The 25,953-nt window shown below is 41.5% G+C and carries 14 protein-coding genes; 5 read left to right on the forward strand and 9 right to left on the reverse strand.

The window, feature by feature from the left end; genetic code table 11:
• Window positions 1-246: 246 nt before the first annotated feature.
• The 8 genes from acs to nagB all read right to left on the reverse strand — a co-directional run bounded on the left by acs (window position 247) and on the right by nagB (window position 11,737).
• Window positions 247-2,154, reverse strand: a complete 1,908-nt coding sequence (gene acs / locus ABJN95_RS09685; RefSeq protein ID WP_348370192.1) for an acetate--CoA ligase — start codon at window positions 2,152-2,154, stop codon at window positions 247-249.
• A gap of 36 nt (window positions 2,155-2,190) precedes the next feature.
• Window positions 2,191-3,903 carry a sodium:solute symporter family protein gene (locus ABJN95_RS09690; protein WP_348370193.1) on the reverse strand — a complete coding sequence of 571 codons (1,713 nt, stop codon included), beginning with the start codon at window positions 3,901-3,903 and terminating at the stop codon, window positions 2,191-2,193.
• 38 nt (window positions 3,904-3,941) lie between these two features.
• Window positions 3,942-4,202: a DUF4212 domain-containing protein gene (locus ABJN95_RS09695; RefSeq protein ID WP_348370194.1), complete on the reverse strand. Its 261-nt coding sequence runs from the start codon at window positions 4,200-4,202 to the stop codon at window positions 3,942-3,944.
• 52 nt (window positions 4,203-4,254) lie between these two features.
• Window positions 4,255-5,331 carry an anhydro-N-acetylmuramic acid kinase gene (locus ABJN95_RS09700; protein ID WP_348370195.1) on the reverse strand — a complete coding sequence of 359 codons (1,077 nt, stop codon included), beginning with the start codon at window positions 5,329-5,331 and terminating at the stop codon, window positions 4,255-4,257.
• Window positions 5,328-6,905: a glycoside hydrolase family 3 N-terminal domain-containing protein gene (locus ABJN95_RS09705; RefSeq protein WP_348370196.1), complete on the reverse strand. Its 1,578-nt coding sequence runs from the start codon at window positions 6,903-6,905 to the stop codon at window positions 5,328-5,330. The genes ABJN95_RS09700 and ABJN95_RS09705 overlap by 4 nt, the downstream gene beginning before the upstream one ends.
• 1 nt (window position 6,906) lies before the next feature.
• Entirely contained in the window at window positions 6,907-8,169 is a 1,263-nt protein-coding gene (locus tag ABJN95_RS09710; protein ID WP_348370197.1) for an MFS transporter, read from the reverse strand.
• A 92-nt stretch (window positions 8,170-8,261) separates the two neighbouring features.
• Entirely contained in the window at window positions 8,262-9,776 is a 1,515-nt protein-coding gene (locus tag ABJN95_RS09715; protein ID WP_348370198.1) for a family 10 glycosylhydrolase, read from the reverse strand.
• A gap of 32 nt (window positions 9,777-9,808) precedes the next feature.
• Window positions 9,809-11,737, reverse strand: coding sequence for a glucosamine-6-phosphate deaminase (gene nagB, locus ABJN95_RS09720; RefSeq protein ID WP_348370199.1), 1,929 nt, complete (start codon window positions 11,735-11,737; stop codon window positions 9,809-9,811).
• Between the two features lie 188 nt (window positions 11,738-11,925).
• On the opposite strand from nagB, the gene ABJN95_RS09725 reads away from it, so the two are divergent.
• Window positions 11,926-12,675, forward strand: a complete 750-nt coding sequence (locus tag ABJN95_RS09725) for a DeoR/GlpR family DNA-binding transcription regulator (protein ID WP_348370200.1) — start codon at window positions 11,926-11,928, stop codon at window positions 12,673-12,675.
• A gap of 112 nt (window positions 12,676-12,787) precedes the next feature.
• Window positions 12,788-13,597, forward strand: coding sequence for an N-acetylmuramic acid 6-phosphate etherase (gene murQ, locus ABJN95_RS09730; RefSeq protein WP_348370201.1), 810 nt, complete (start codon window positions 12,788-12,790; stop codon window positions 13,595-13,597).
• Between the two features lie 55 nt (window positions 13,598-13,652).
• On the opposite strand, the gene ABJN95_RS09735 is transcribed toward murQ, so the two are convergent.
• Entirely contained in the window at window positions 13,653-14,780 is a 1,128-nt protein-coding gene (locus ABJN95_RS09735) for a PQQ-dependent sugar dehydrogenase (RefSeq protein ID WP_348370202.1), read from the reverse strand.
• Between the two features lie 137 nt (window positions 14,781-14,917).
• On the opposite strand from ABJN95_RS09735, the gene ABJN95_RS09740 reads away from it, so the two are divergent.
• From ABJN95_RS09740 to ABJN95_RS09750, 3 genes are all read left to right on the forward strand, one after another.
• Window positions 14,918-23,551, forward strand: coding sequence for a T9SS type B sorting domain-containing protein (locus ABJN95_RS09740; RefSeq protein ID WP_348370203.1), 8,634 nt, complete (start codon window positions 14,918-14,920; stop codon window positions 23,549-23,551).
• Window positions 23,552-23,635: 84 nt separating this feature from the next.
• Window positions 23,636-24,355 (forward strand): PHB depolymerase family esterase, encoded by a 720-nt coding sequence (locus tag ABJN95_RS09745; protein WP_348370204.1) that lies wholly within the window; start codon window positions 23,636-23,638, stop codon window positions 24,353-24,355.
• Window positions 24,356-24,468: 113 nt separating this feature from the next.
• Window positions 24,469-25,953: a sulfatase gene (locus ABJN95_RS09750; protein WP_348370205.1), complete on the forward strand. Its 1,485-nt coding sequence runs from the start codon at window positions 24,469-24,471 to the stop codon at window positions 25,951-25,953.

The raw sequence follows: 25,953 nt of genomic DNA on the forward strand, positions 1-25,953 counted from the left end.
GATTGAAAGGAAAGACTTGCATCTTATTCCTATAAACGGGCAAACAACTTACCTTCCTTCTCCAGAAAAGGCAAGGTGATTTTTATACTCCTCTAGACAGATCAAAAATCAGAATACTTAGACACAAGCTATTAGGCATTACCTGAAATTTTAATCAAAGACCAAGACTTAGGCTTTCAACCAGCCGCGGCTTATCGTAATCAGAACCCAATGCATACGGCCTAGTCTGGAGACTTTAACATGAGTTTAGAGGACGTTGTTCATAATATCCTTAACGACTTCAGGGTTCAATAAGGTGCTGGTATCCCCTAAGTTGGAGGTGTCTTTGCCGGCAATCTTTCTCAAGATTCGGCGCATAATTTTACCACTTCGAGTTTTGGGCAATCCCGGTACGAATTGAATTTTATCTAGTTTGGCGATGGGGCCAATCTGCTCGGTAATTTGCTGATTGATTTCTTTACGAAGGTTGTCGCGATTTCTATCTTCTCCGGTTTCCTTTAAAATCACATAGCCGTATAACGCATTTCCTTTTACATCATGCGGGAAGCCTACAATTGCCGATTCTGCCACGGCCGGATGCTCGTTGATAGAATCTTCGATCGGGGCCGTTCCTAGATTATGCCCTGAAACGATGATTACATCATCGACCCGCCCAGTTATTCTGTAATAACCAACGGCATCTCTAAGCGCACCATCTCCGGTAAAATACATGTTCTTATAAGCAGAGAAATAGGTGTCTCGATACCTATCATGATCGCCCCATATGGTTCTTGCAATAGAGGGCCAAGGGAATTTGATACACAAGCGACCATCAACTTGGTTGCCTTTGATTTCTTTGCCTTCCTCATCCATCAATGCAGGTTGAATGCCTATAAATGGGAGTGTAGCGTAAGTAGGGGTAGTAGGAGTTACATAGGGTATTGGCGTAATCATCATACCACCGGTTTCCGTCTGCCACCAAGTATCTATTATTGGGCTCTTCTTTTTACCAATGTTATTGTTATACCAATGCCAAGCTTCTTCGTTAATGGGTTCTCCAACCGAACCCAAAACTTTTAAAGAAGATAAATCATGCTTTTCTACAAAATCAAGGTTTTCTTTGGCCAAAGCGCGAATTGCAGTTGGCGCTGTATAGAACTGATTAACTTTATGCTTTTCAATGATTTTCCAAAAGCGACCATAATCAGGATAGGACGGAACCCCCTCAAACATCATAGTGGTTGCCCCATTCGCTAGGGGCCCGTAAACGATGTAGGAATGCCCTGTAATCCAACCAATATCGGCAGAACACCAGTAGACATCATTTTCTGTATATTGAAATGCATTTTTAAAGGTGTAAGCGGTATATACCATATATCCTCCAGTAGTATGTACCATGCCTTTAGGTTTTCCTGTAGAACCTGAGGTATATAAGATGAAAAGGGGATCTTCTGCATCCATGATTTCAGCATTACAATCGGCATACGCCTCATCAAGAAGGGGTTGTAACCATTGGTCTCTTCCTTCTTTCATGCTAATATTAGAATGAATGCGTTTGGCTACCAATACATGCTCCACGCCGCTGCAGTCTTCCAAAGCTTTATCAACAATACCCTTTAAATCAATGGTCTTGCTTCCCCGATACGAGCCATCAGAGCAAATTACCATTTTGCAATCAGAATCATTGATTCTAGTGGAAAGCGCATTTGCCGAAAACCCGGCGAAGACTACCGAATGTATGGCCCCAATTCTAGCACAGGCCAAAAGAGCAACGGCTAGTTCAGGTATCATTGGTAAATAAATGCAAACTCGATCTCCTTTTTGTACGCCATTATCTAGTAGCACGTTCGCCATTCGACAAACCCGTTCGTGCAATTGCCTATAGGTGATATGCTCTGCTTCTTCCTTTGGGTCGTTGGGTTCAAAAAGTATTGCGGTTTTTTCGCCTCGTGTGGGTAAATGCCGATCTAAACAGTTCTCTGTAATATTGAGTTGGGCCCCTTCAAACCATTTGATTTCCGGTTTTTTAAAATCCCATTCCAATACCTTATCCCATTTTTTACGCCATACGAAGTGCTCCTCAGCAATTTCTTCCCAGAACGCCTCCGGGTTACGTACGGATTTTCGATATACTTGAAAATATTCTTCTAAATGTTTTATGTGGTAATTGCTCATAAGTATTCTCGATTTCTAATAAAATTAAAGAAAAAATTAATGTCCTGTCGCCTCTTTCGCTCCACTTGGAATTCGAATATCCTCAACAATTTCCTGAACATTTTGAGGAGGTGCGGCTGTGAATTTCATCACTACAATCGATACCGCAAAGTTTACTAACATAGCAACACTGCCGAACCCTTCAGGTGAAATACCGAACCACCAATTGTTTGCCAGACCGGCAACTGCCTCCTTGCCGCCATCAAAAACGCCGAATTTAAACTTTAGCATATAGAAGAGCATTAAAGAAATACCAACCACCATACCGGCAATGGCACCTTCTTTATTCATTTTTTTGTAAAATATTCCTAAGACGATTGCCGGAAAGAAGGATGCCGCCGCAAGGCCAAATGCGAGAGCTACAACTGCGGCCACAAAACCAGGCGGATTGATACCGAAATATCCTGCAATCACTACAGCAACTGTAGCTGCTCCACGGGCTGCCCAGAGCTCTCCTTTTTCTGTGATTGTCGGTACAAATACTTTTTTTATCAAATCGTGTGAAACAGAAGAAGATATAACAAGAAGCAGGCCTGCGGCAGTGGAAAGCGCAGCGGCCAAACCGCCAGCGGCAACCAAAGCAATTACCCAAGCGGGAAGATTCGCAATCTCAGGGTTCGCCAAGACCATAATATCGCGGTCAACGGTAAGCTCGTTCACCTTGGCATCAGCTACATATTGAATTTTGCCATCTTTGTTTTTGTCTTCGAATTGCAATAAACCAGTCTCCTCCCAATTTTTGAACCATTCTGGCATAGCTGTATATTCTTTTTCGCTTACTGTATTGATCATATTGGTTCGGGCGAATACTGCCACAGCCGGTGCAGTAGTATATAAAATAGCAATTAGCAATAGCGCTAGCCCCGCCGATTTGCGAGCATCTTTTACTCTTTTAACGGTAAAAAAGCGAACAATTACGTGAGGTAGGCCAGCCGTGCCGACCATGAGCGCAAGCGTAATGGCGAAGACATCAATTCTTGATTTTGACCCAGAAGTATATTCATTGAATCCAAGTTCGGTGGAGAGTCCGTTTAATTTATCTAATAAATACATTCCCGAGCCGTCATTTAAGGTGGCACCCATACCTAGTTGCGGAACAGGGTTACCCGTCATTTGAATGGAAATAAAAATTGCCGGTACCATAAAGGCGAAAATCAAAACACAGTATTGTGCCACTTGAGTATAGGTAATCCCTTTCATTCCCCCCAATACCGCATAGAACAAAACGATTACCATCCCGATAATGACACCGGTGTTGATATCTACCTCTAAAAATCTGGAAAATACGACACCAACACCTCGCATTTGCCCCGCTACGTAAGTAAAAGAAACGAGTAAGGCACAGATTACCGCTACGATACGCGCTGTATTGGAATAGTATCTATCTCCAATAAAATCGGGTACAGTAAACTTGCCGAATTTGCGGAGGTAAGGCGCTAGTAAGAGAGCTAAAAGAACATATCCACCGGTCCATCCCATTAAATAAACCGAACCGTCATAGCCAGCAAAAGCAATAATTCCTGCCATGGAAATAAAAGAAGCGGCAGACATCCAATCGGCAGCTGTGGCCATACCATTTGCAAGGGGAGAAACACCACCCCCGGCAACGTAAAATTCTTTTGTCGAACCAGCTCTCGACCATATAGCAATACCGATATAAAGGGCAAAAGTGATTCCGACTAAAATATAGGTCCAGGTTTGAACGCTCATAAGTTTGTTTGTTAGTTGATGGTTATTAGTTGATGGTTCTATTCGTTGTAGCCGTATTTTTTATCAAGCTTATTCATAAGTCTTACGTAAGCGAATATCAAAATAACAAACACATAAATCGAACCTTGTTGAGCGAACCAAAAGCCAAGTTTGAAGCCTCCAATTTGAATCGTATCCAAAGCGTCCTTAAACAGTATACCTGCCCCGTAAGAAACCACAAACCAAATGCTTAGAAGAATACATAGATATCTCACGTTTTCTTTCCAATAAGCGGTTGCTTTTTGTTGTTTGTCACTCATAGTTGAATTGTTTTTGCATTAATTTTCTAAGATAGCGATTTCCCCTTAATCTTTAGGCCGGAAGATATACCACTCCACTTGACGAATCTCTTTTAGCACCGGTAACCGAATGAAGTACATTCATTTCTTGCCCTATACGAAGTGCTCCCATTAAGGCGAACACTACCGCTTCTTTAAATTCGATAAGTGTTTTTTCTGGAACCATGACCTCGACACTTTCTCCTAGTTTTTCTTGTAATACCTTTATCAGAAAATGATTTAAAGCACCGCCGCCAGTAACAAATAAAGTGCTCGCCTTTTTAGTACTATTGAGTTTCACTTGTTGGGCAACCTTTTCACAAATATGATGAATGGATGTGTGCAATAGGTTCTCGGTTGAATCATCTGTAAGGTCGACAATAGGAACTACTTCTTCTACAAACCATTCATATCCTATTGATTTGGGATGAGGAAGTAAATAGTATTTTAAGTCGTTCAGCCTATCAAGCATGCTCTGATTTATAGTACCTGAGCGCGCCATTTCTCCGCCTTTATCATAGGCTAAATCGATTTTTCTGGTGATGTAATTCAAAATCATATTTGCCAGGCCAATATCATAGGCAATTCGTTTTCCTTTTTGTATTAAGGATATATTGCTAATGCCTCCAAGATTCAAACAGTAATCATATTCTCCAAAAAATAATTGGTCGCCAATAGGAACCAAAGGGGCTCCCTGCCCACCAAGAGCTACATCGTTAGTTCGAAAATCACAAACTACTTTGCAACCACTCTCATTGGCAAGATGCTGCCCTGAACCCAGTTGAAATGTGAGTCCGTTTTCGGGTTGGTGATGGGTTGTATGACCGTGACTGGCAATAAAATCTACATCAAGTTTTTTTTCTGAAATGAATTGTCTTGCCTTTTGGCCAAGCCAGGTACCATAGGTATTATGGAATTGTAACAATTCATTGGCCTTTAAATAGATTGAATCTTTTAGTTCAGACTGCATATCGTCTGAATAGGGAATGCTTTTGGTTTCCACAATTTCAAAAGACCATGTATCTATGTCTTTATTAATAAAGCAATAGCAAAGGTCTAACCCGTCTAAGGAAGTTCCTGACATCAGGCCAAGTATCTTGAATGTTTTCATGCTCTCCTATTTATAGTAACCGGCAACTTTCCTTTGGCTTTCAATAGGCTAAGAAAGTGCTGAGAAGCAACATCTTGGAACTCTTGAAAGCTTTGATAAGCTACGACCACTGCGATTGTATTTTCAATATATAAATGATTCAAAACATAGGGATTTCCGAAAAGATACAATACCACATTTTTGGTACGAATCAATTCGTTTATCCAATCGATTTCTTCCTGAAGTAAACCAAAATTGCTTGCAGGTTTTACCTGCGGAGGGGTTAACAGAATCAAGATGTCTTTTTCTTGTTCTACTTCAGTTTTCATATCATTTAAGCCCGTCAGTACTTCTTCTGAATTATGGTCAAGTTTTGAACGTTTAATGGTTAAAGTACAAAAATCGGTATTTCTAAAATTGACGATATCTGCTTCACTTCCTTTTAATAAAGTCAAACTATTTTCGGCAAGTTTTCGATTTAGTTCATTGGCACTTTGAAGCGTTGAATTTGCAGTTGAATTTTGAATTTGTAATTGCAAAGCGCGCTCTTTTAATTGCCAAACACGCTGAAAACTTTCTTCAATTTGGGCGTCTGTTGCCTTCTTAAGGATAGTTTCAATTCCTTCGGTGACATGTTCTGCGAAACATAGCACATCATTTCCAGCGTCAAAAGCCAGCCATTCCAATTTTCCTTTGGTGGGATAATTTTTAGATACCGCATGCATATTTAAAGCATCGGAAATTACCACGCCATTGAAGCCCATTTCTTTTCTTAAAACTTCTTTGATAATGTTTTTAGAAATGCTTGAAGAAATGGTCTTGCCATTTGCCAAAGCGGGCACTGATAAATGTCCGATCATAACAGCATCAATTCCTTCGGCAACTAACTTTTGAAAGGGGTATAATTCATTGTCAACTAATTCTTCTTTTGACTTGTCAATCAGCGGAAGTCCTAAATGTGAATCTGTCTCGGTATCACCGTGGCCCGGAAAGTGCTTAACACTGGTCAATATACCTTCGCTTTGCGTTCCCTGAACAAAAGCCAAGGCTTTTTCGGTTACTTCGAATTTGTCTTCACCAAAAGAGCGATATCCAATAACAGGATTGTTCGGATTGTTATTGATATCAACACAAGGTGCTAAATTCCAATGTATTCCTGCTGCTTTGCAATCTTTGGCAATGTTTCTTCCAACTTCATAAATCAGATCATTGTTGCCTTGAAGGGCTCCTAAGGTAATCGCATAAGGGTACTGTGGTGTATTTTCAATGCGCATGGCCAAGCCCCATTCGGCATCAATGGCAATTAATAAGGGGAATTTCGAAGCACTTTGGTAGCGCTGTACCAGTTTTTGCAAAGTTTCAAAACTGTTAGCGTTGTACATAACCTCTTTCTTTCCTTCATAGTTCGTAGCAGCACTTGCTCGGCTATGGAAAAAACATAGCGAACCTATGTGATGACGGCGTATTAGATTTTCAAGTTTCTGAATATCCTCTTCTGAATCATTGATAAAGGCAGCCGGCATAAATAATTGCCCCACTTTTTCAACAATGCTTAATTGGTTCTTTGCGTTTTTGTAGTTCAATAGTATACTCATTTTAAGCTTTTGCTTTACCAAAATCAGCTGGGTAGTTAATAAATCGCAATAGTACAAAAGCAGGAAGGGCTGCAATAACTACCCAAATAAAGAAGCCGTCGTAGCCAAGCCATTCTTGCATAAAACCACTTATTAGCCCAGGTAACATCATACCCAGTGCCATAAAACCAGTGGCGAGGGCATAGTGCGAAGTTTTCGAATTTCCTTCAGCCAAATAAATCAAATACACCATGAAACCTGCTATACCGAAACCATAACCAAATTGCTCCACTATCACTGTTCCGGTTACGGCATATACGTTGGTAGTTTCGGTAATGGCCAGTAAAGCATATAATGCATTTGGCGCATTGAGAGATATGAGCATCGGTAGCATCCATTTTTTTAGACCCTGGCGAGAGATTAGAATACCTCCTAAAATTCCGCCAATGGTTAAAAAGATTACACCGATAGTACCATATATGGTACCCACCTCAGAAGTGGTATAGCCCAACCCTCCCGCTGAAGTTGGATCTAATAAGAAAGGAGAGGCCATTTTGACCAATTGCGATTCGCCAAGTCTGAAAAATAAAATAAAGGCCAAGGCCATGCCCATGCCAGGCTTATTGAAAAAAGAAGTGAATACTTCCCAAAAGCCTCTAGGTTTTTCTAGCTCTATTGCCTTTGAGCTTTCAAACTTTGGTGTAACGAAAAAATTCGACAGGGTTAATAACAACATAAGCAAAGCCGCACAAATCATGGTGTAGGACCAAGCTTTGGTATTATCGCCGTAGTAGTTTTCTAAAAACCCTGCTAAAACTACTAGCAGACCCTGACCCGTTACGTTCGCCAATTTGTAAAATACACTCCGCATGCCAACAAAAAACGACTGTTTGTCTTCTGTAAGGCCTATCATATAATAACCGTCGGTGGCGATGTCATTTGTGGCAGAAGCAAAAGCGACCATCCAGAAACAGGCTAAACTTGTGATAAAGAAAATGTTTGTTGGTAGCGTGAGCCCAATAGCTAAAAGCGCTAGCGAAGCAAGTAATTGCATACCCAAAAACCAATTGCGCTTGGTACTCTTTAAGTCAACAAAAGGGCTCCACAGGGGTTTTATCACCCAAGGGATGTATAGAAAACTTGTGTACAAACCAATATCAGCGTTACTGATGCCTAATTTTTTGTACATGATAACTGATACGGTAACAACCAGTGCATAAGGTAAGCCTTGAGCAAAATAGAGCGTTGGCACCCATGCCCATGCCCATTTGTTTTTTTTTATCATATTAGTTGGTTTTACTCGATAATCGAGAATTAATTATGCTATGGCTTATTTAGAAATTAAATTGTTTTTTCTTATGGCTATCGTATCACCCTTTACTGAGATAGTTTACTTAAATGTACAATTATCGGTTTAGATTCCCTTCCGTAAAAATCAATAAAGGTTACCGCAATGTACCTTCTTTTCTTTACGACTTCCAACGGAAGGATAACTTCTTTGTTACTTCGAACGGGTAGCTTGGCTATTAACTTTTTTAGGGGATATTCTTCTTTTTCGTTTTTGGTAGAGGGATATACCATGGCATACCTAACAGCATCTAAGTCATTGAATTTTATAACAATGGCATTCTTCGATTTGCTCACTGATTTTGGTTCATAAAAGTCTGGGCGCTTGTTGGATGTTACCTTAGCTACAGGTGGTAGCGCCTTGCTTTTGTAGTACTTTCTTTTCAGATATCTTGTAACATCGGCATTGTTGTTCATTAAACTTTTAGCACTAAAAAAAGCGTTTCCGAAAACTGCATTTTTTTCACGGGCATAACCGATTTGATTAGGAAGTTCTTTTTTATTATCCCATGCCTTATCACTATTGTTCCTGATTTTATATGGACCGTTTCCGATGTAAAGCTTGCTACGCTGAGTGTTGTTCGACCACCAATCGACAATCTTTTTGTGAGAAGCCACCGGAAGTTCCATGCTCCAATATACTTGCGGAATTAAGTAATCTAACCATCCTTTTTTCATCCAAAGTAAAGGGTCTGCAAACAAATTCTCATAAGTGGTTTGCCCAGCTTTGGTATCGGAGCCTTTTGGATCTGTGGATTTGTTTTTCCAAACGCCAAACGGACTTACCCCAAATTGAACCCAGGGCTTTCTTTTTTTGATAATCTCATGACTTTTTTTAACTAATGAATCGATGTTACTTCTTCGCCAATCTGCTAAAGTTTGTTTAGGTAATGCACAATTATAAAAGGAGATGGAGTCTTGAAAAACTTCACCTTCGATAGTGTAGGGATAGAAATAGTCATCAAAATGGATGGCATCTATGTCATAGTTTGCTGTAATTTCGTCAATGATAGCGATCATGTGCTGCTGCACCTCTGGAAGACCGGGATCGTAATAATATTTTTTTCCGTATTTCACCATCCATTCCTGATGAAGATTGAAATCGTGGGTCGGACTAAGTTTTGCTGTATTCAAATCAAAGGTAGCGCGATAGGGGTTGAGCCAGGCATGGAATTCCATGCCTCGTTGATGAGTCTCATGAATCATCCATTTTAAAAGTGTAGATTTTGAGGTTGACACTTCACCTTCTTTTCCGGTTAAAAATCGTGACCAAGGCGCATATTCAGAATCATAAAAGGCATCACCCGCGGTTCGAATTTGAACTATGGCAGCATTGAAATTTAGTTCTTGGTAAAAATCAAGTATTTCGAGAAAGTCCTTTTTTTGCTTTTCCGCAGCATCATTTCCATTTTTGGGCCAATCGATATTTACCACCGTGGCTACCCAAAAACCACGAAACTCACTTCTGGGTTGGGCGATGGGTTTGAAAACCGAACAAGAGCTGATCGTTACAAGCAAAATTAAAAATGGTAGTATTCGAAGCATTTATATCTTAACCCTTTCGCTAAAATACAAACCTAATCAAACTTATGTCGCACAAAAGCCTCCATCGCCGAATAATCGGAAAGCCCTAAGTCATTATATCTTTTAGCCGTGTCTCGGTTACGCTCTTCAGCCCGCATCCAAAATTCACGTGTATCATCACCTTGAAACATGACACCGTCTTTTTGTGATTGGTGGGCAAAGATTGCATTACGTTTTTTAAGAACTTGTCCCGGACTCATGGGTACGGCCATTTCAATTTCATTAATGTCCCATTCATGCCATGCACCGCGGTATAACCAAAGCCAACAATCTTTTGCAAAAGGTTCACTTTTTAGTCGTTCCATTGCCGAAAAAACGGCATCGAGACAAACTCGATGTGTACCATGTGGGTCTGCCAAGTCTCCAGCCGCATATATTTGATGCGGTTTAATTTCTTGAATGACATCGACCATGATTTCGATATCTTCCTCTGATAAGTTATTCTTTTTAATAGTGCCAGTTTCATAGAAGGGCAGATCTAAAAAATGAACATTAGTATCTTCTAGGCCTAAATAACGCGTGGCAACATAAGACTCTCCGCGACGTATATTTCCTTTCAGCTTACGTACTTCCTTAGAATCAAAGCTACTTTTTGTTTTTTCTTTTATCGAATCGATTATTTTTTGAGCCTCCTTAGAATCTGTTATCTGTTTTGCAATTTCTGCATACTTTCTAGCATCGGTATCGGATACAGCGATATTTCCTGAGGTTTGGTACACCACATGCACTTCATGTCCTTGCTCGATTAAACGGTCAAATGTACCTCCCATGGAAATTACGTCATCGTCAGGATGAGGGCTAAATATAATGACACGTTTCTTAGCCGGTTGAGCACGTTCAGGTCGATTGGAGTCGTCTGCATTGGGTTTCCCACCGGGCCATCCTGTAATGGTATGTTGTAGCCGATTAAACATCCATATGTTAAGGTCGTAAGAGTCTTTCAGGCTTAGTAAATCAGCCATTCCATTGTCATTGTAGTCCTTGTCTGTAAGACTCAAAATTGTTTTTTTGGTTTTTCCGCAAAGCCAAACCATTGCTTTTGCCGTTAATTCTTCGGTCCATTCACAACTTCTGACGAGCCATGGGGTTCGGTTACGTGTTAATTCGCTACCGGCCCCAGTGTCTAAAACAAAAGTGCAGTTCTTATGGTTTTGAAGATAGGTAGCGGGAACATGGGCTGAGATATCTCCCTCTATGGTCTTTTTGATAATATCCGCTTTGTTCTGGCCCCATCCGAGAAGGATAATCCGTTTTGCGCTTCTGACTGTTGATATCCCCATGGTAATGGCCCTACGTGGTACGTTGTCAATTCCCAAAAATGCAGGAGCGGCATCTACTCGTGTTATATGGTCTAAGGTAATCACACGCGTACCAGAATTGTAATGCGAACCGGGTTCGTTAAAGCCGATATGTCCTGTTCTTCCAATTCCAAGGAGCTGAAAATCGAGCCCTCCAAAATCTTTTATCTTTTTCTCATACGATAAGCAATATTCAACTAGCTTGTCACTTGGAACTTTTCCATCGGGAATATGAACGTTTTCTGGCAGTATATCTACATGATTAAACAAATGCTCATGCATAAAAAAGTAGTAACTCTGAGTATTTTCTTTATCCATAGGTAAATACTCATCAAGATTAAAGGTAACCACGTTTTTAAAACTTAGTCCTTCCTCTTGATGCATGCGTACCAATTCTTCATACACGCGAATGGGTGAGGAACCTGTAGCCAAGCCCAAAACACACATTTTATCTGACAATTGCTTTCTTTTGATAAGATTAGCAATCTCCTCGGCCACTTCAATAGAAGCGTCATTCGAATTATCAAAAATTACATTGTGGATTTTCTCGTAACGGGTCTCCTCGAATTGTCCGACAGGTTTGTAACGGATATCAGTTTTGCTTCTTGCTGTCATTGTGGTCATATAAAGCGTTAATTTATGAATTTGACATATTGGTTAATTATGGCAAATGTAGGCAAAAAAATCTATCAATGCAGTTTTTTGCAAGTTTTTTTGCCGTTTTATGCTTTTTTAAAATATGTTGCTTTATAAAACAGTAAAAAACGGCATTGTAATTTATTCGTTATATTTGTGATTTCAAGTTTGAATTTATGCTAAAAGAAGAGCGACAACAGACGATATTGAACGAAGTAGAGCTGCATAATCGGATATTACTCACTGATATTGCGGAGACACTTGATGTATCGATTGATACGGTACGAAGAGATGTGAAGGAATTAGATTCAGAGCAGAAGCTCCGCAAGGTGCATGGTGGCGCGATTTCTTTAGGGTTTACAACGAGTAGCACGCGAAATACAAACATATATGCCTTAGCGGAAAAAACAAGAATTGCAGAGAAAGCTTTATCACTATTGAAGGAAGGGTCTGTATTTTTTGTCGATGGTGGTACAACCTGTCTAGAACTTGCGCGATTGATTCCTGCAGATCTAGAATTGACGTGTTTTACTTTGAGTCTACCCGTGGCGATGGAATTGTCTTCAAAACCTAAGGTTACGGTTATCTTTATTGGGGGTCAGATTTCAAAAGATGCACAGATCTCCATAGGAGCAAATGCCATTCACAATCTTTCGGAAATTAAGGTCGATTTCAGCTTTATTGGAACAGGATATGTAGATTCTCAATATGGCTTAACGGAGTTCGACTGGGATATCGTTCAATTAAAAAAAGCGGTTATCAAATCCGCTAAGAAAACGGTACTTTTGTGTATCTCGGAAAAGCTGAACTCGCAGCATCGATATAAAACCTGCGATCTTAATGCGATCAATACAATGATTACGGAGTTAGAGCCAGAAAATGATTTATTAAAAAGCTTTAGGAGTCATGATATTCGCCTGCTTTGATCTAATACCTAAGTCCTGATTTGGGAAGATCATTCGGAGTATTGAGAAGCTAGCTATACTTAAGATTATCATACAAGTTCAAGACAAATTTTCTATAAACCATAAACGCTAAATGGAGTACATTAAGATCACCGAAAACCCTTCAAACCATGATAATTTGGAACAGTTAGATACTGCTTCTATCTTGTCTAAAATGAATGAAGAAGACCAAAAAGTTGCCCAAGCTGTCGCTTTGGTAATTCCGCAAATCACAAAGCTGGTAGATGCGCTAGCAGATCGCTTTGTTGGTGGTGGTCGGCTTTTTTATATTGGCGCTGGAACAAGTGGTCGGCTTGGTATCTTAGATGCTTCCGAGATTCCACCAACCTATGGAATGCCGCATGAAAGGGTAGTGGGATTAATCGCTGGGGGTGACACTGCCATACGTAGATCTGTAGAGCATGCCGAAGACGATAAACAGCAAGCTTGGCAAGATTTGTTGGCACATAATATTAATTCAAATGATGTGCTTGTAGGTATCGCCGCTTCAGGAACGACACCGTATGTGCTTGGAGGAATAGCCGATGCCAGGGCAAACGGACTGCTAACTGCGGGCATAACTAATAACCCAGGATCTCCATTAGCTAATGCATCTGATATAGCTATTGAAATCAATGTGGGACCCGAATTCGTTACTGGAAGCACACGAATGAAAAGTGGTACTTCGCAAAAGCTTGTACTGAATATGATTTCTACTGCCCTCATGATAAAAATTGGAAGGGTAAAAGGAAATAAAATGGTCAATATGCAATTGAGCAATAATAAATTGGTAGATCGGGGAACCCGATATGTTATGGAAGGTTTAGGTATTTCCTATGCTGAGGCGGCCGAACTACTTAACGAACATGGCTCTGTAAAAAAAGCTATTGCTGCTGGAAAATAGGTTTTACCCGTAACAACCAAATCTCAGCATAGTCTTACGGATTGTATCTTTGTTGTTATCCTTTTTTTGGAACCAATTTATAAATCCCTTTTCCTTCGACGGCTACATAAATCAAGCCGTCAGGTCCCTCTCTTACATCACGAACACGTCCTATACTTCCCAATAGCTTTTCACGTTTAACTACCTTTTTACCATTCAATTGAAGGCGTTCTAAATATTGAAATGCAAGAGAGCCTACAAGTAGGCTTCCCTTCCAATCGGCACCATAATTATTGGTGGTCACAAATGCCATGCCGCTAGGGGCAATTGAAGGTACCCAATAGTGAATGGGTTGTTCCATACCACTCATTTCAGTTTTGTCGGTAATTTCAGTTCCGCTATAGTTTATTCCGTAAGTAATCACGGGCCATCCGTAATTTGCTCCGGCTTTGATCACATTAATTTCGTCACCACCTCTCGGTCCGTGTTCATGATTCCAAATTTCTCCTGTTTCAGGGTGTCTCACCAAACCTTGCGGATTTCGGTGTCCGTAACTATAAATGGCAGTTTTTGCGCCAGTGGTACCCACGAACGGATTATCTTTGGGAATGCTTCCATCATCATTGAAGCGGTAAATTTTCCCTCCATCACGTTTGATGTTTTGAGGGTTTTCGTCACGTGCACCTCGGTCTCCGATGGAAAGAAAAAGATAACCGTCCTTGTCGAATTCTATGCGAGAGCCAAAATGTTGACCCTTCGTTGTATTAGGCCCAGCCTTGTATAGTAACTCGCTGTTAATGAGTTTATTATTCTTTAGTTTGGCGCGTATCAATGCGGTGTTGCCACCTTTTTCATCTCCTTCAGAAGAGGAATACGAAATGTAAATCCAACCATTAGTCGCATAATTAGGGTGAAGTTTGATATCCAAGAGTCCCCCTTGGCCCCTTTTGTAAACTTCTGGCACATTGGCAATTGAAGTCTTTTTTCCATTGAAAAAGTGGGTTATTTCTCCAGATTTTTCTGTCAGTAAAATACTCCCGTCTGGTAAATGCGCCATTCCCCACGGAATCTGCATTTCATCGATTAATAATTCCGCCGAAAACGGAACATTATCTGGGGTAGAAACTTGATTTTCAGGGTTTTGCGCGCAAGAAAAACTGCAAAGAACGGCGAAGAAGATCGAAAGAAAGACACTATTTTTCATAATTGAACGTTAGAAGTATATTATAAGGTAAACCCTTAGGGGTAAAATTAAACAGAATTTATAAGTATAAACAATTACACGAAGAGAATTTTCAGATCCCCAAGCTCTGACATTCTTGCCCAAATTCGACTTAACCTATGCTCCCAAAAAACTCAAGGCATGTTTTGTATGCCGTACTATTGATAACGCTATCAGTGGTATGTACATCAGCTGTAGCAAACACCAGAGTATTTAGTTTTATTGCCAACGTAGCTTCTAATATAGAATCTTCCGTTGCTAGCTCTACTACTGAAGATGAAGTCGTTGTTGCTACTAAAAACTCAATCTCAAACTCAAGCAAATCAATCACTCGTAGCGGAACCGCTGCACTCCCAATGTTTATGACTATCATTCAAGGGGCAGACGAAGAACTTGTCTGTGCCGATGATGGGAGTACGGTCGCAAAATTCAATCTTTGCGGTGATTCCGATGATAGGATTATATCTGTCAGTGGTGGTGGTTCTTTAGAGTGGCAACAGGTCACAGGTGGTTGCACCCCCGATTTGAACACTCCTTGCCCTGATGCTTCATGTAGTTATGCTACGGTAGGTACGGGCTCGACATTTACAATTGATGCAAGTACTATTCCAGCAGCCACAGGAGCGGAGTTTAGAGTTCGTGCTAACGGTTCTGGACCCTGGTACTACTTTGAAGTGGCCAAGAGTACCATTACCCAAACCTTTGTTAAAACCGATTTTATTTGTGGCGTAGACGGTAGAATTCAAATAACAGGACTATCAAGTGCTTATGAATTTAGCATTGATAGTGGCAGCGGTTTCGGACCCTGGCAGGGCCCAATTTTTGACAACTTGACCCCTGGATTTTACAATATTAAGGCACGCCAACAAGGCACTCCTGGCGCTTGTGAATATCCATATGCGCCTATTGAAATTGTACAACAAGATATTGCTATAGATGTAACTTTCGTAGATGCACAATGCTCTGGAGATACGGGTAGCGTAACGGTGAACGTGAACAATACGGTTCCAGGTCCTTACAAATATACCTTGTTGGATGCAAGTGGTGTCCCTCAAGAATTTACGGCCTTTTTACCGGCTGATAACTATACCTTTTCTGCAGTGGGCTTTGGTACTTATATTGTGCAAGTTGAAACACAACAATGTACGGGAGATCCTTTAAATGGTATCGACCCTCCAAGACAACCACTAGATACGAGTGGTAATCCTATCGTGATTGGTAATGGCTTATCAGCTTTAGATGCTTCGACCGAGGTAAATAGTAGTTTTGGCTGTTCTACGATTACAAGTGTTGACATTACTGTAAATACCAGTGGTGGTTCAGCACCTTATACTTTTACCGTAAATGGCGGCGCCTCGCAGCCCTCGTATACAGGATCGACAACCTTTACGGTAACGGCTCCAGGTAGTTATGACTTTTTGATCACCGACAGCAATGGCTGTACCATTCCTGCTTCAGCAAATGTAGAAGATTTAGCCCCTCCTACGGTCAATGCAGTTGGCGTTGATGGCACGTGTTCCAATGGTGGTGCTCGTATTAATTTCAATGTGGTCAACGCGAACGGATATAACCTTTCTTATCGTGTAAATGCCGTTGATCCTTTTGATACCGATCCTTCAATTTCTGTTCCCGCAGGAACGTACAACGATATCGAAGTGTTATACCAGCAAGGTGGTTTTCAATGTACTATGGCTCTTCCGCCTATTACCGTTACCAGCGTTGGGGCGATTACCGGTTCAGCGACTAAAATAGCAGATAGAACTTGCGATGGAAGCGGTGGAACTATCGGTGGTCAAATTGACTTTGGGCCAGCTGGTGGGGGAACCGGAAGCGGATATACCTTCAGTATTGATGGTGTCAATTTTAGTGCCACTACGTCATTCACTGGTTTGGTACCAGGAACGTATACGCCTATGATTGAAGATGGCGGTGGATGTCGTTTGACACTTACCTCCATAACAATTGATGATATTGATCCGCCTGCAGACATTGATTTCATTTCAACAAATAGCAACTGTACGGCCAATACGGTCGATTTACAGTTGGTGCCCACAAGCAACGCGGCCATTGTAAACTATTCGATAATTAGCCCCGCAGTTCAAAACAATGGGGGAAGTGATACCTTTATTAGCTTAGATGCTTCACAGTCTTATATTTTCCAAATAACTGATGCCAACAATTGTACCTATACAGAAGGATATTCTCCGGCAATCATTAGCTCAATTCGAGCGAGGGTTAGATCGGGTGGAGATACACAGGTATGTTCAGGAGCAAGTGATGGTTCTGGAGCCTTTCTCATTGATGGCTTTGCCAATACGTACCAGTACCAAATAAATGCTGGTGCCCCTGTTACGGGTCAAACAGCTGCAGAAGTGCCAATTACGGGCTTAGGTGCAGGAACGTATACCATAACTATTACCGACGAAGATACAGGTTGTACCGATACCGCAAGTTTTACGGTGCAGGAACCCGCTACCCCTTTGTCTTTAACGGGTACGGTAACTCCCATGTCGTGTAACAATGGTAACTTGGGTAGAGTGGTGGCCAATGCTAGTGGTGGTTGGGGTAACAACAGATATACCTTAACCTACCCGAACGGAGTTACAACGGTTGGTCCAAAGTCAGGCCCTACCTTTGGTGCGCTTTCAGCTGCTTCATCTCCTGGTAACCCATACACCCTCTTGGTTGAAGACGCTGAAGGATGTACTGCCACATTCACCTTTGATTTGACCCCGATTGATTCACCAACCATTGCGCTAGATGCTGCCTCTTCTGATCTATGTTATGTTCCTGGAACTGGAGCAACGTTAGCAGTTACTTCAACCGCTGGAACCGCTGCAATAGGAACACATCAGTACAGAATTAACGGCGGTGCCTTACAAGCGAGTGCAACCTTTACGAACTTGAGTCCGGGTAATTATTCCATTGAGGTTGTTGATGGCAATAATTGTAGTGATACTATCAATATGACCATAAACCCCCAATTGAGGGTAAATACCAGTATTGAGACGGCAATACCCTGTGGTGGGGCAGACGGTCGTATACGCGTATTGGTTACAGGTGGTTATTTGACCAATCCGACACCTAAATTCTTTGAAGTAAGTTCAGACAACGGCGGTACTTTTGCCGCTCCGGTAGCCTTTACAGCAAACAACTTTCCATATGATACGAATGTACCTGGAACCTATATCTTTAGGGTTTCAGATAATGAAGGATGTTTGGCTGAATCAACACCGATAACCCTTGATCCACCAGTATCAATTGCTGCTGCAACTGTTGCTATAAACCCTGTTAGTTGTGGGAATACAAGTAATGGAGTGGTAACTATAACGCCAGATGCGACAAGTGGTATTCCTCCATATGAAATTAGCTTTAATGGGAGTGCATTTACTGCACAGACGGTTTATTCGAACTTGCCAGTAGGTACATACCCTTTCATCGTAAGAGATTCTCGTGGTTGTGAAACGCTACCTGCTGATGCTATCGTTACCTTAGATGCCACGCCAACTCCTGATGCCACCGTGAGCGAAATACCGGCTAGCTGTAATGCAGGCAATATTGTGGCCGGTGGAATACAAATTGACAATGTAACTGATGGTACGGAGAATTTCTCTTTTATTATTGAAGATTCTTTTGGAAACCAATTGGTAAGAGTAGACGACGTTGCTCGCGCGGCTTTGCCTTTCGCGATTAATGATCCAAGTTTAGTTCCGGGAGATTATACCATCATCACATTGGACGCCAATGGCTGTCGCGATATCGATACAACGACCATTACTACGGCCGATGTTATTATTACCCCAATAAACTTTACACCTGCCGTAACTTGTGATGATACCGGATTTACCTATACAGTTCAGGTAACACCCACGATTTTCCCCACGATACCCACGTATGAGATTAGAATACAGGGCCAACCAGCCTTCTATGCATTAAATAATAATGCTGGTAACGACACGCATGAGTTTAGCAATGCCACTGATGGTATTCAATATGGAGTCGCCTATACGGTAGAAGTTCTGGCACCTAACGGATGTATATATGAACAAGAAATTCCGCCAATTGATGGTTTCTCAGATATTGATATAACGGCAACATCTGGAAGTGCATTCTGTGATGACAATGGTAATGGACAAACTGATTTTACTATTGTTGATTTTCTTGGCCCTAACTTGACCATTGAGTTTATCGATGTTGCGACAAATACTGTTATTGATACTGATTTACCTACTGGCCTAACAGGCGGTTTAGGATCCTCCTATTCTGGGTCTTTTACTGGCCAACCTGGCGCCTATCGCATTTTGGTTACTGACAGTGACGGATGTACAGATGCTATAAATATTGATGTGGTATTAAATGCACCAAGAGTTGATGTATTGTCAAATGTACCTGCGAATTGTAATGCACTTGGTCAGATTACATTTATTGGAAGCGGAGGGACCCCCTTTATTGCACCTGCCAGCCCGTATTTATACGCAGTGGTCCCACAAGGTAATCCGGTAGATGAAGATGGAACGGCCACTCCTTTAGATCCAACAGACGACTTCACCGATGCAACTACACGGGTTTTAGCGGGTAGCCTAGTTGGAGTAACCTACGATATCTGGGTACTCGATAGCCGAGGCTGTACCTTCAATGTGTCGCAAGAAGTTGTACAATTGCAACCCGATTTACCTACCCCAACTTTTGTGGTTGATAATCAATGCGCGGTAGCATCACCATCTTTCGATATTGTTGTAAGTGTTCCTTCTACTGTTGATACACCAAGATTTACTTTAGGTGGAGATGAGCAATTTGGGGTGTTGAATGGAGGAGGTACTGCCTATGAATATACGTATACCGTAGGTACGCCTGGTAACTACATTGTTGATGTAGTCGATGCCAACGGATGTACCGGTCAAGGCACGGCAGTGGTTTATGAATTTCTTTCTGCTTCCGGTGGATTTAGTACAGAATCAACTTGTAATAATGCAGATGGAGAAATTACTATTATACCACTTGGAGGTAGTGGTAATTTTGATTACCAACTTACAGGAACCGATTACCTAGGAGGTGGTGTTGGGCCGGTGGTTCAATCTGATGATCCTGTTTTTACCAATGTTACGCCGGGTGTTTATCAAGTTTTGGTAACAGATAGAGACGTGACAGATGGCATTGCTAACTGTACATTTTTGGTTGATAATATTAGCTTGGATGCTGCTATACTTCCAATAATTCTTCCCCCTGATGTTCAAAACATAACATGTAACGGCGACAATGACGGAAGTATCGATATCAGCTTACAGGCTGGGACGGATGTTGACGCCCCTATCGATTATCGTTTGGTAGACTTTGTATCAAGAGCCTTAATTACGAACAATACTTCAGGTTCGTTCCCAAATCTAGCACCAGGAAGTTATGAGGTTGAGGTGATGACAGCTCGAAACTGCCCTGCTTTATCTGGTCGTTTAGATATTACCGAACCTGCTGTTTATACTATTAGTGCAGCTGCTCCTGATTTTACTTGTGAACCAGGTGCGAATCGATTTAGCTCTACTATTCTTACCGCTACCATTACCAGTCCGGGTACAGCAGGAAACTATAGGTATAGTATCACCGGTTTTGAGAATTACCAAACGAGTCCGACTTTCGAGATAGTTGATGATGGAAGCGTTCAAAATATTACGGTTTACTCTATCGATGATAACGGTTGTCAAGCCACCGCTAGTGTGACTATTAATCCACCTATGGATGTAGTTCCTTCTATTGTTCAAATAGACCCATTGAACTGTAGAGACCCAGAACGTGTTCGTATTGAAGTTGTTGGAACCACTGATTTTACCGTTTCAACCATTTCTGCAATCGCAGTAGCTCCTGTAACAAACACCCCAGGTAATAACTTTGTGGATGTCTTCTTGCCCGCCTCAGGAGACTATCTTTTCGAAGTACAAGATAATTTACCCTTAGGATGTGCTTATCCTATGCCTATTCATACCGTTGTTGAACCTATTGAGCCCGTTGTGGTGATTGCCGAAGCTGCCCCTATCGGATGCTTTGGGGCTAGCGATGGAGAATTGTCAATAGATGTTACCAACTATACGGGCTTATATTCGTACACGGTTTATAGTGGAAGTGACCCTGGTAAGACAACACCATTGGCAACAGGTAATTTAGATACGGCGAACAATCCAGAAACCATTACAGGTCTTCCGGGTGGTAATTTCTTTGTGGAGGTAACTTCAACAGCCACTCCCTTCTGTTCTGCTGATAGTAATAATGCCACGATTCGAACACCAAACGGGGTACTCAATGTTACCGCCAATGAGGTTGGTAATGTGAGTTGTAATGATAATGCAGGTATTATAGAAGCCATCGGTGCAGGAGGGTGGGATACTTCACCATATGAATTTAGATTACTTATGGATGATGGTTCAGGAACCTATCCAAATGAAATACAGGCTTTTTCTGTCCTTGATCGATTCGAAAACTTGTCGAGCGGAGATTACCGAGTAGCGATACGTGATGTAGAGGGTTGTATGGAGACATTTGATATCAACCTGCCTATCGTTCCACAAATTGATGCTGGTATTCGTGAGCCATTGGCTTTACAATGTCCGAATGGAAACAATGCTATTTTGGAGGCTTACGACCCAACAACGGGAGACGCAATTACTGCAACAGCAGGTGCTTCAGGAGGATTTCCAGGAGCAGGCTATACCTATAGGTTGTTATACTTAAATAGCAATGACAACACAGATATAGCTTCCACTAGCGGATTGCAAAACACCCCAACCTTTATTGGAGCCAGTGGTGGATTTATTAGTGCAGGATGGTATGCTATCGAGGTTACTTCAAGTTTTGATTGTGCCTTTGTAACAGCTCCTTACGAAGTTAACCCACCGCCACCTATTGAACCAAGATTGGCTCAGACTCGTGTGCCCGGTTGTGGGGGCAATGGTCAAATACGATTGTTTATTGACAATCACGATCCGCTGTCCAATTTCGAATACGAGTACCGTCAAATTCCTACGCCAAACCCCGCAACCGATCCTTGGATCGATATGGGGGTAGGAGTCACAGAGCTATTCTTTGATGTGCCTGGCAGTATTGCTGGAATTAGTTATCAATATGAAGTTCGTAAGAAAAATGCGGCCAATACTTGTTTACCCGTTAATTCTAATGGTATTACGTTAACAGATGCTTCAGGTATTACCTTACTACCAAATGATATTACCCCTATATCATGTGCATCTGAGATAGATGGCCGGGCTGAGTCTTTCACCTTCGGCGGTGTTGGTAACAACCAATTTTACCTATATCAAGGAGATCCAGTAGATGCTTTTTCTCCAAATCCAGCGGCAACTTTAATCCGCGGCCCTCAAGATTTTGGAACCTTTGAAGGTTTACCGGCAGGAACCGATTACTACATAGCCGTAACGAGCGGTATGAACTGTAGCGATATTTCACCTCCGTTTGAAATCGTAGTGCCAGAACCTATAATATTTGTACCAACGGCGACACCAACTAGCTGTAATGGTGCTGCAGATGGTACTATTACCTTAGAAGTTACAAGTGGCGGGGTAGGTTTAATACAATTTGCAATCGCACCCAACTTCAACGAGTTCTTTAGTGAGGTAACTACTCCAGGTATGTATACGTTCGACGAGCTGGCTGCAGGTGATTATGAAGTTTTGATTCAGGATGAAAATGGCTGCTTTGAAAGAACAACTGTCAATATTCCTGAACCGGAAGTGGTATCGGCCAATCTAATCGATGTTACTCCTGAAACCTGTATCGGTTTTGCAGATGGTACGGCCCAGATAAGCGTAGTAGGCGGTACGCCTTTTGTAGACCCTTCAACTTTTGATACCTATTATGAAACAAGGTTAGTAGGGCCGAACTCTGACGGCAGTGAAGTATTTGTAAGAAACGATAATTTATATTTTGACAACCTTATTGGTGGTGAATCATATATTGTCTTTATACGAGATGCTAATGATTGCCCCACTGATATCATCATACCTATTGAAATAGGGGTTGACTTAACAGCTACTCCCGATGTAGTATACGGTTGTGAGGGGATTTTCCCGAATAGCACGGCAACAGTCACCATGTTGGATACAAGCCTATTGCCTGATTTATTGTTTGCTTTAGATCCCATCGACCCTACAGATGCGATAAGTTCCGATGCAGGAACGGAGACTTCTTGGGGAGATTTACCGGCAGGTGATCACATCGTTTACATCTATCACCAAAATGGATGTACCAATTCGGTTACCTTTACAACCGAGGCTTATGAACCGTTGACCTTGACCGCCGAGAAAACAGGCCCGAATGAAGTCACTGCGTTGGCAGAAGGCGGATATGGCAACTACGAGTATTTCTTCCAAGGAGAATCTACTGGTACTGAAACCGTTTTTACTACCAATGAAAGTGGTGTGGTTAATATACAAGTACGTGATGAGATGGGTTGTGTTGCTACAATCGCAATTCCATTTGAGTTTACGGGAATGTTGGAAATACCGAATTTCTTTACCCCAGACGGCGATAATAATAATGATTTCTGGGCGCCAAACAATCGAGATTTCTTCCCGAATATCGAGGTGAAGATCTACGATCGTTACGGTAGGGTTGTGGCCATACTAGATCAGATTGCAAAGTGGGATGGAAAATATGAAGGTACCGAACTTCCTTCTGGAGATTACTGGTATGTTGTGAATGCCAATGACAAGAGTAAAATACGCTATGTAGGTCACTTTACCCTCTATCGATAACAAATAACAATATGCATCTTAAAAGGCATCCGATAGGATGCCTTTTTTTGTATCTTGATTTTCCAAAATGATTTAGTTATACCCATGAGGAAATACTTGTATGTACTTTGTTCTGTTATGCTTTTACAAAGCTGCGCAGCACAATCAAAGCCAAATTTGGTTGACGCGGAGATGGAAACGGTGACCACTGAAAAACTAGCCTATTACCTGTATTATCCTGAAGACTACGATTCAGCTCCTGAAAAAGAATTTCCTATTCTCTTATTTCTTCATGGAGGAGGTGAATCAGGAGACAGTTTGGTTGCTATAAAACGCAACGGCCCTCCCAAGATGATCGTAGAAGGAAAGCAGTTTCCGTTCTTAATTCTTGCGCCCCAAAACCCATATCAAAGAAAATGGTGGAATACACGAGCAGTAAGCCAATTATTAGATAGTATTGTTGAAAATAATCGCGTTGATAAAAAAAGAATTTATCTAACCGGCTTAAGTCGCGGCGGTGGGGCTGCTTGGGAAATGGCGGTACACTATCCCGAAAAGTTTGCAGCGATGGCAGTTGTATGTGGAATGACCCCTGTTCCTTATGCCGCATGGATAGATAGAAATATGCCAATCTGGGTTTTTCATGGAGAAGAAGACGAATCAATTCCCATTACCGAATCGGAAGCCATGGTAAATCGGTTGAAAGCGATGGGATATGAGGTAAAATTCACCAGGTATCCCGGAGTGGGGCATGATTCATGGATAAAGGCATATCAAACGGAGGAGTTGTATGATTGGTTCATGAACCAAAAACGAACAGATTGATTTAGGTAAAGGGAAATTGCTACAAATCAAGGCTTTTGTGTTACAAATGCGCATTCCTTTTATTGGTATTTTTAGTATTTTCAACCCAAGCTAAAACCTAAAAATAAATACGCATGCATATCCTGAAAATTGCAACCCTTTTTCTCTTTTGTTCTTTCGTCGGAAAGATTTATGCCGATACCGAACCCGTAGCTGCTAAGAAAAAGAAACCCAGAAACGTAATTTTTATCCTTACCGACGATCATCGCTTTGATTATATGGGTTTTACCGGAAAGGTACCCTGGTTGGAAACCCCCAATATGGATAGGTTGGCTAGTGAAGGTGCTTATTTGCCAAATACGTTCGTTACCACCTCATTGTGTTCTCCGAGTAGGGCTTCCATTCTAACCGGGCAGTTTTCGCACGCACATACTATCGTGGATAACCAAGCCCCAGATCCGGGTAATTTGACCTATTTCCCACAATACCTCGAAAAAGCGGGGTATCAAACTGGTTTCTTTGGAAAATGGCATATGGGTGATCATGGCGATGAACCCCAACCCGGGTTTACGCATTGGGAAAGTTTTCCAGGGCAAGGGGTTTATTACAATCCTACCTTGAACATTAATGGTAAACGAGTGAAATACCAAGACTCTACCTACATAACAGATTTACTGACCGAACATGCGGTAGATTGGTTGGATTCGCGTGATAAGAAAAAACCATTTTTTATGTATTTATCACACAAAGCGGTACATGCCGGGTTTAAGCCAGCGCGACGTCATAAAGGAAAATACAAAGGAAAACGAATTGCATTGCCTGCTACCTATGATCAAACAAAAACAGGTGCCTACCGCGATTTGAAATGGCCTCAATGGGTTGCTGATCAGCGTATTAGTTGGCACGGGGTAGATTATATGTATCACGACAATCGCGATATACATGAAATGGTTGTGGATTATTGTGAGACTTTATTAGGCGTTGATGAAAGTGTGGGAACCGTAATGGAATATTTAAAAAGCGAAGGTTTAGATGAATCTACTCTGGTGATTTACATGGGCGACAATGGTTTTAGTTGGGGAGAACACGGCTTGATCGATAAACGTCATTTTTATGAAGAATCTGTGAAAGTGCCACTTTTGGTAAGATGTCCTGAGTTGTTTGAAGGAGGGATTACACCCGAGCAAATGGTACAGAATATTGATATAGGACCTACAGTTTTAGCCGAGGCTGGAGTAAAACAACCCGAAAACATGCCTGGCGTTTCTTTTATTCCCATTTTGACCGGAGATAGTGGTGCTGAGTCTAGGAAAGAAGTTTTTTACGAATATTACTGGGAATATGATTTTCCAATGACACCTACCGTATTTGGTATGCGTACCGACCAATATAAATACATGAAATTTCAAGGTATTTGGGATAGAAATGAGTTATACGACCTGAAAAACGATCCGGATGAAATGCATAATTTGATTGCAGATCCTGACAAACAAGAAATCGCTAAGTCAATGTCTGCCGCAATCTATGATTGGTTGGAAAAGACCAACGGTATGAACATCCCTTTAAAGCGAACCGTAAAATATCGCTTCGGAGATTACAAACATAAAGGGGAGCATTGA

This window comes from Maribacter sp. (genome assembly GCF_039974175.1).
Lineage (GTDB): Bacteria > Bacteroidota > Bacteroidia > Flavobacteriales > Flavobacteriaceae > Maribacter_C.

Excerpts from the sequence above, each read along its gene's own strand:
- acs (WP_348370192.1), bottom strand. The coding sequence starts at position 2,154 with ATGAGCAATTACCACATAAAACATTTAGAAGAATATTTTCAAGTATAT.
- ABJN95_RS09690 (WP_348370193.1), bottom strand. The coding sequence starts at position 3,903 with ATGAGCGTTCAAACCTGGACCTATATTTTAGTCGGAATCACTTTTGCC.
- ABJN95_RS09695 (WP_348370194.1), bottom strand. The coding sequence starts at position 4,202 with ATGAGTGACAAACAACAAAAAGCAACCGCTTATTGGAAAGAAAACGTG.
- ABJN95_RS09700 (WP_348370195.1), bottom strand. The coding sequence starts at position 5,331 with ATGAAAACATTCAAGATACTTGGCCTGATGTCAGGAACTTCCTTAGAC.
- ABJN95_RS09705 (WP_348370196.1), bottom strand. The coding sequence starts at position 6,905 with ATGAGTATACTATTGAACTACAAAAACGCAAAGAACCAATTAAGCATT.
- ABJN95_RS09710 (WP_348370197.1), bottom strand. The coding sequence starts at position 8,169 with ATGATAAAAAAAAACAAATGGGCATGGGCATGGGTGCCAACGCTCTAT.
- ABJN95_RS09715 (WP_348370198.1), bottom strand. The coding sequence starts at position 9,776 with ATGCTTCGAATACTACCATTTTTAATTTTGCTTGTAACGATCAGCTCT.
- nagB (WP_348370199.1), bottom strand. The coding sequence starts at position 11,737 with ATGACCACAATGACAGCAAGAAGCAAAACTGATATCCGTTACAAACCT.
- ABJN95_RS09725 (WP_348370200.1), top strand. The coding sequence starts at position 11,926 with ATGCTAAAAGAAGAGCGACAACAGACGATATTGAACGAAGTAGAGCTG.
- murQ (WP_348370201.1), top strand. The coding sequence starts at position 12,788 with ATGGAGTACATTAAGATCACCGAAAACCCTTCAAACCATGATAATTTG.
- ABJN95_RS09735 (WP_348370202.1), bottom strand. The coding sequence starts at position 14,780 with ATGAAAAATAGTGTCTTTCTTTCGATCTTCTTCGCCGTTCTTTGCAGT.
- ABJN95_RS09740 (WP_348370203.1), top strand. The coding sequence starts at position 14,918 with ATGCTCCCAAAAAACTCAAGGCATGTTTTGTATGCCGTACTATTGATA.
- ABJN95_RS09745 (WP_348370204.1), top strand. The coding sequence starts at position 23,636 with ATGAGGAAATACTTGTATGTACTTTGTTCTGTTATGCTTTTACAAAGC.
- ABJN95_RS09750 (WP_348370205.1), top strand. The coding sequence starts at position 24,469 with ATGCATATCCTGAAAATTGCAACCCTTTTTCTCTTTTGTTCTTTCGTC.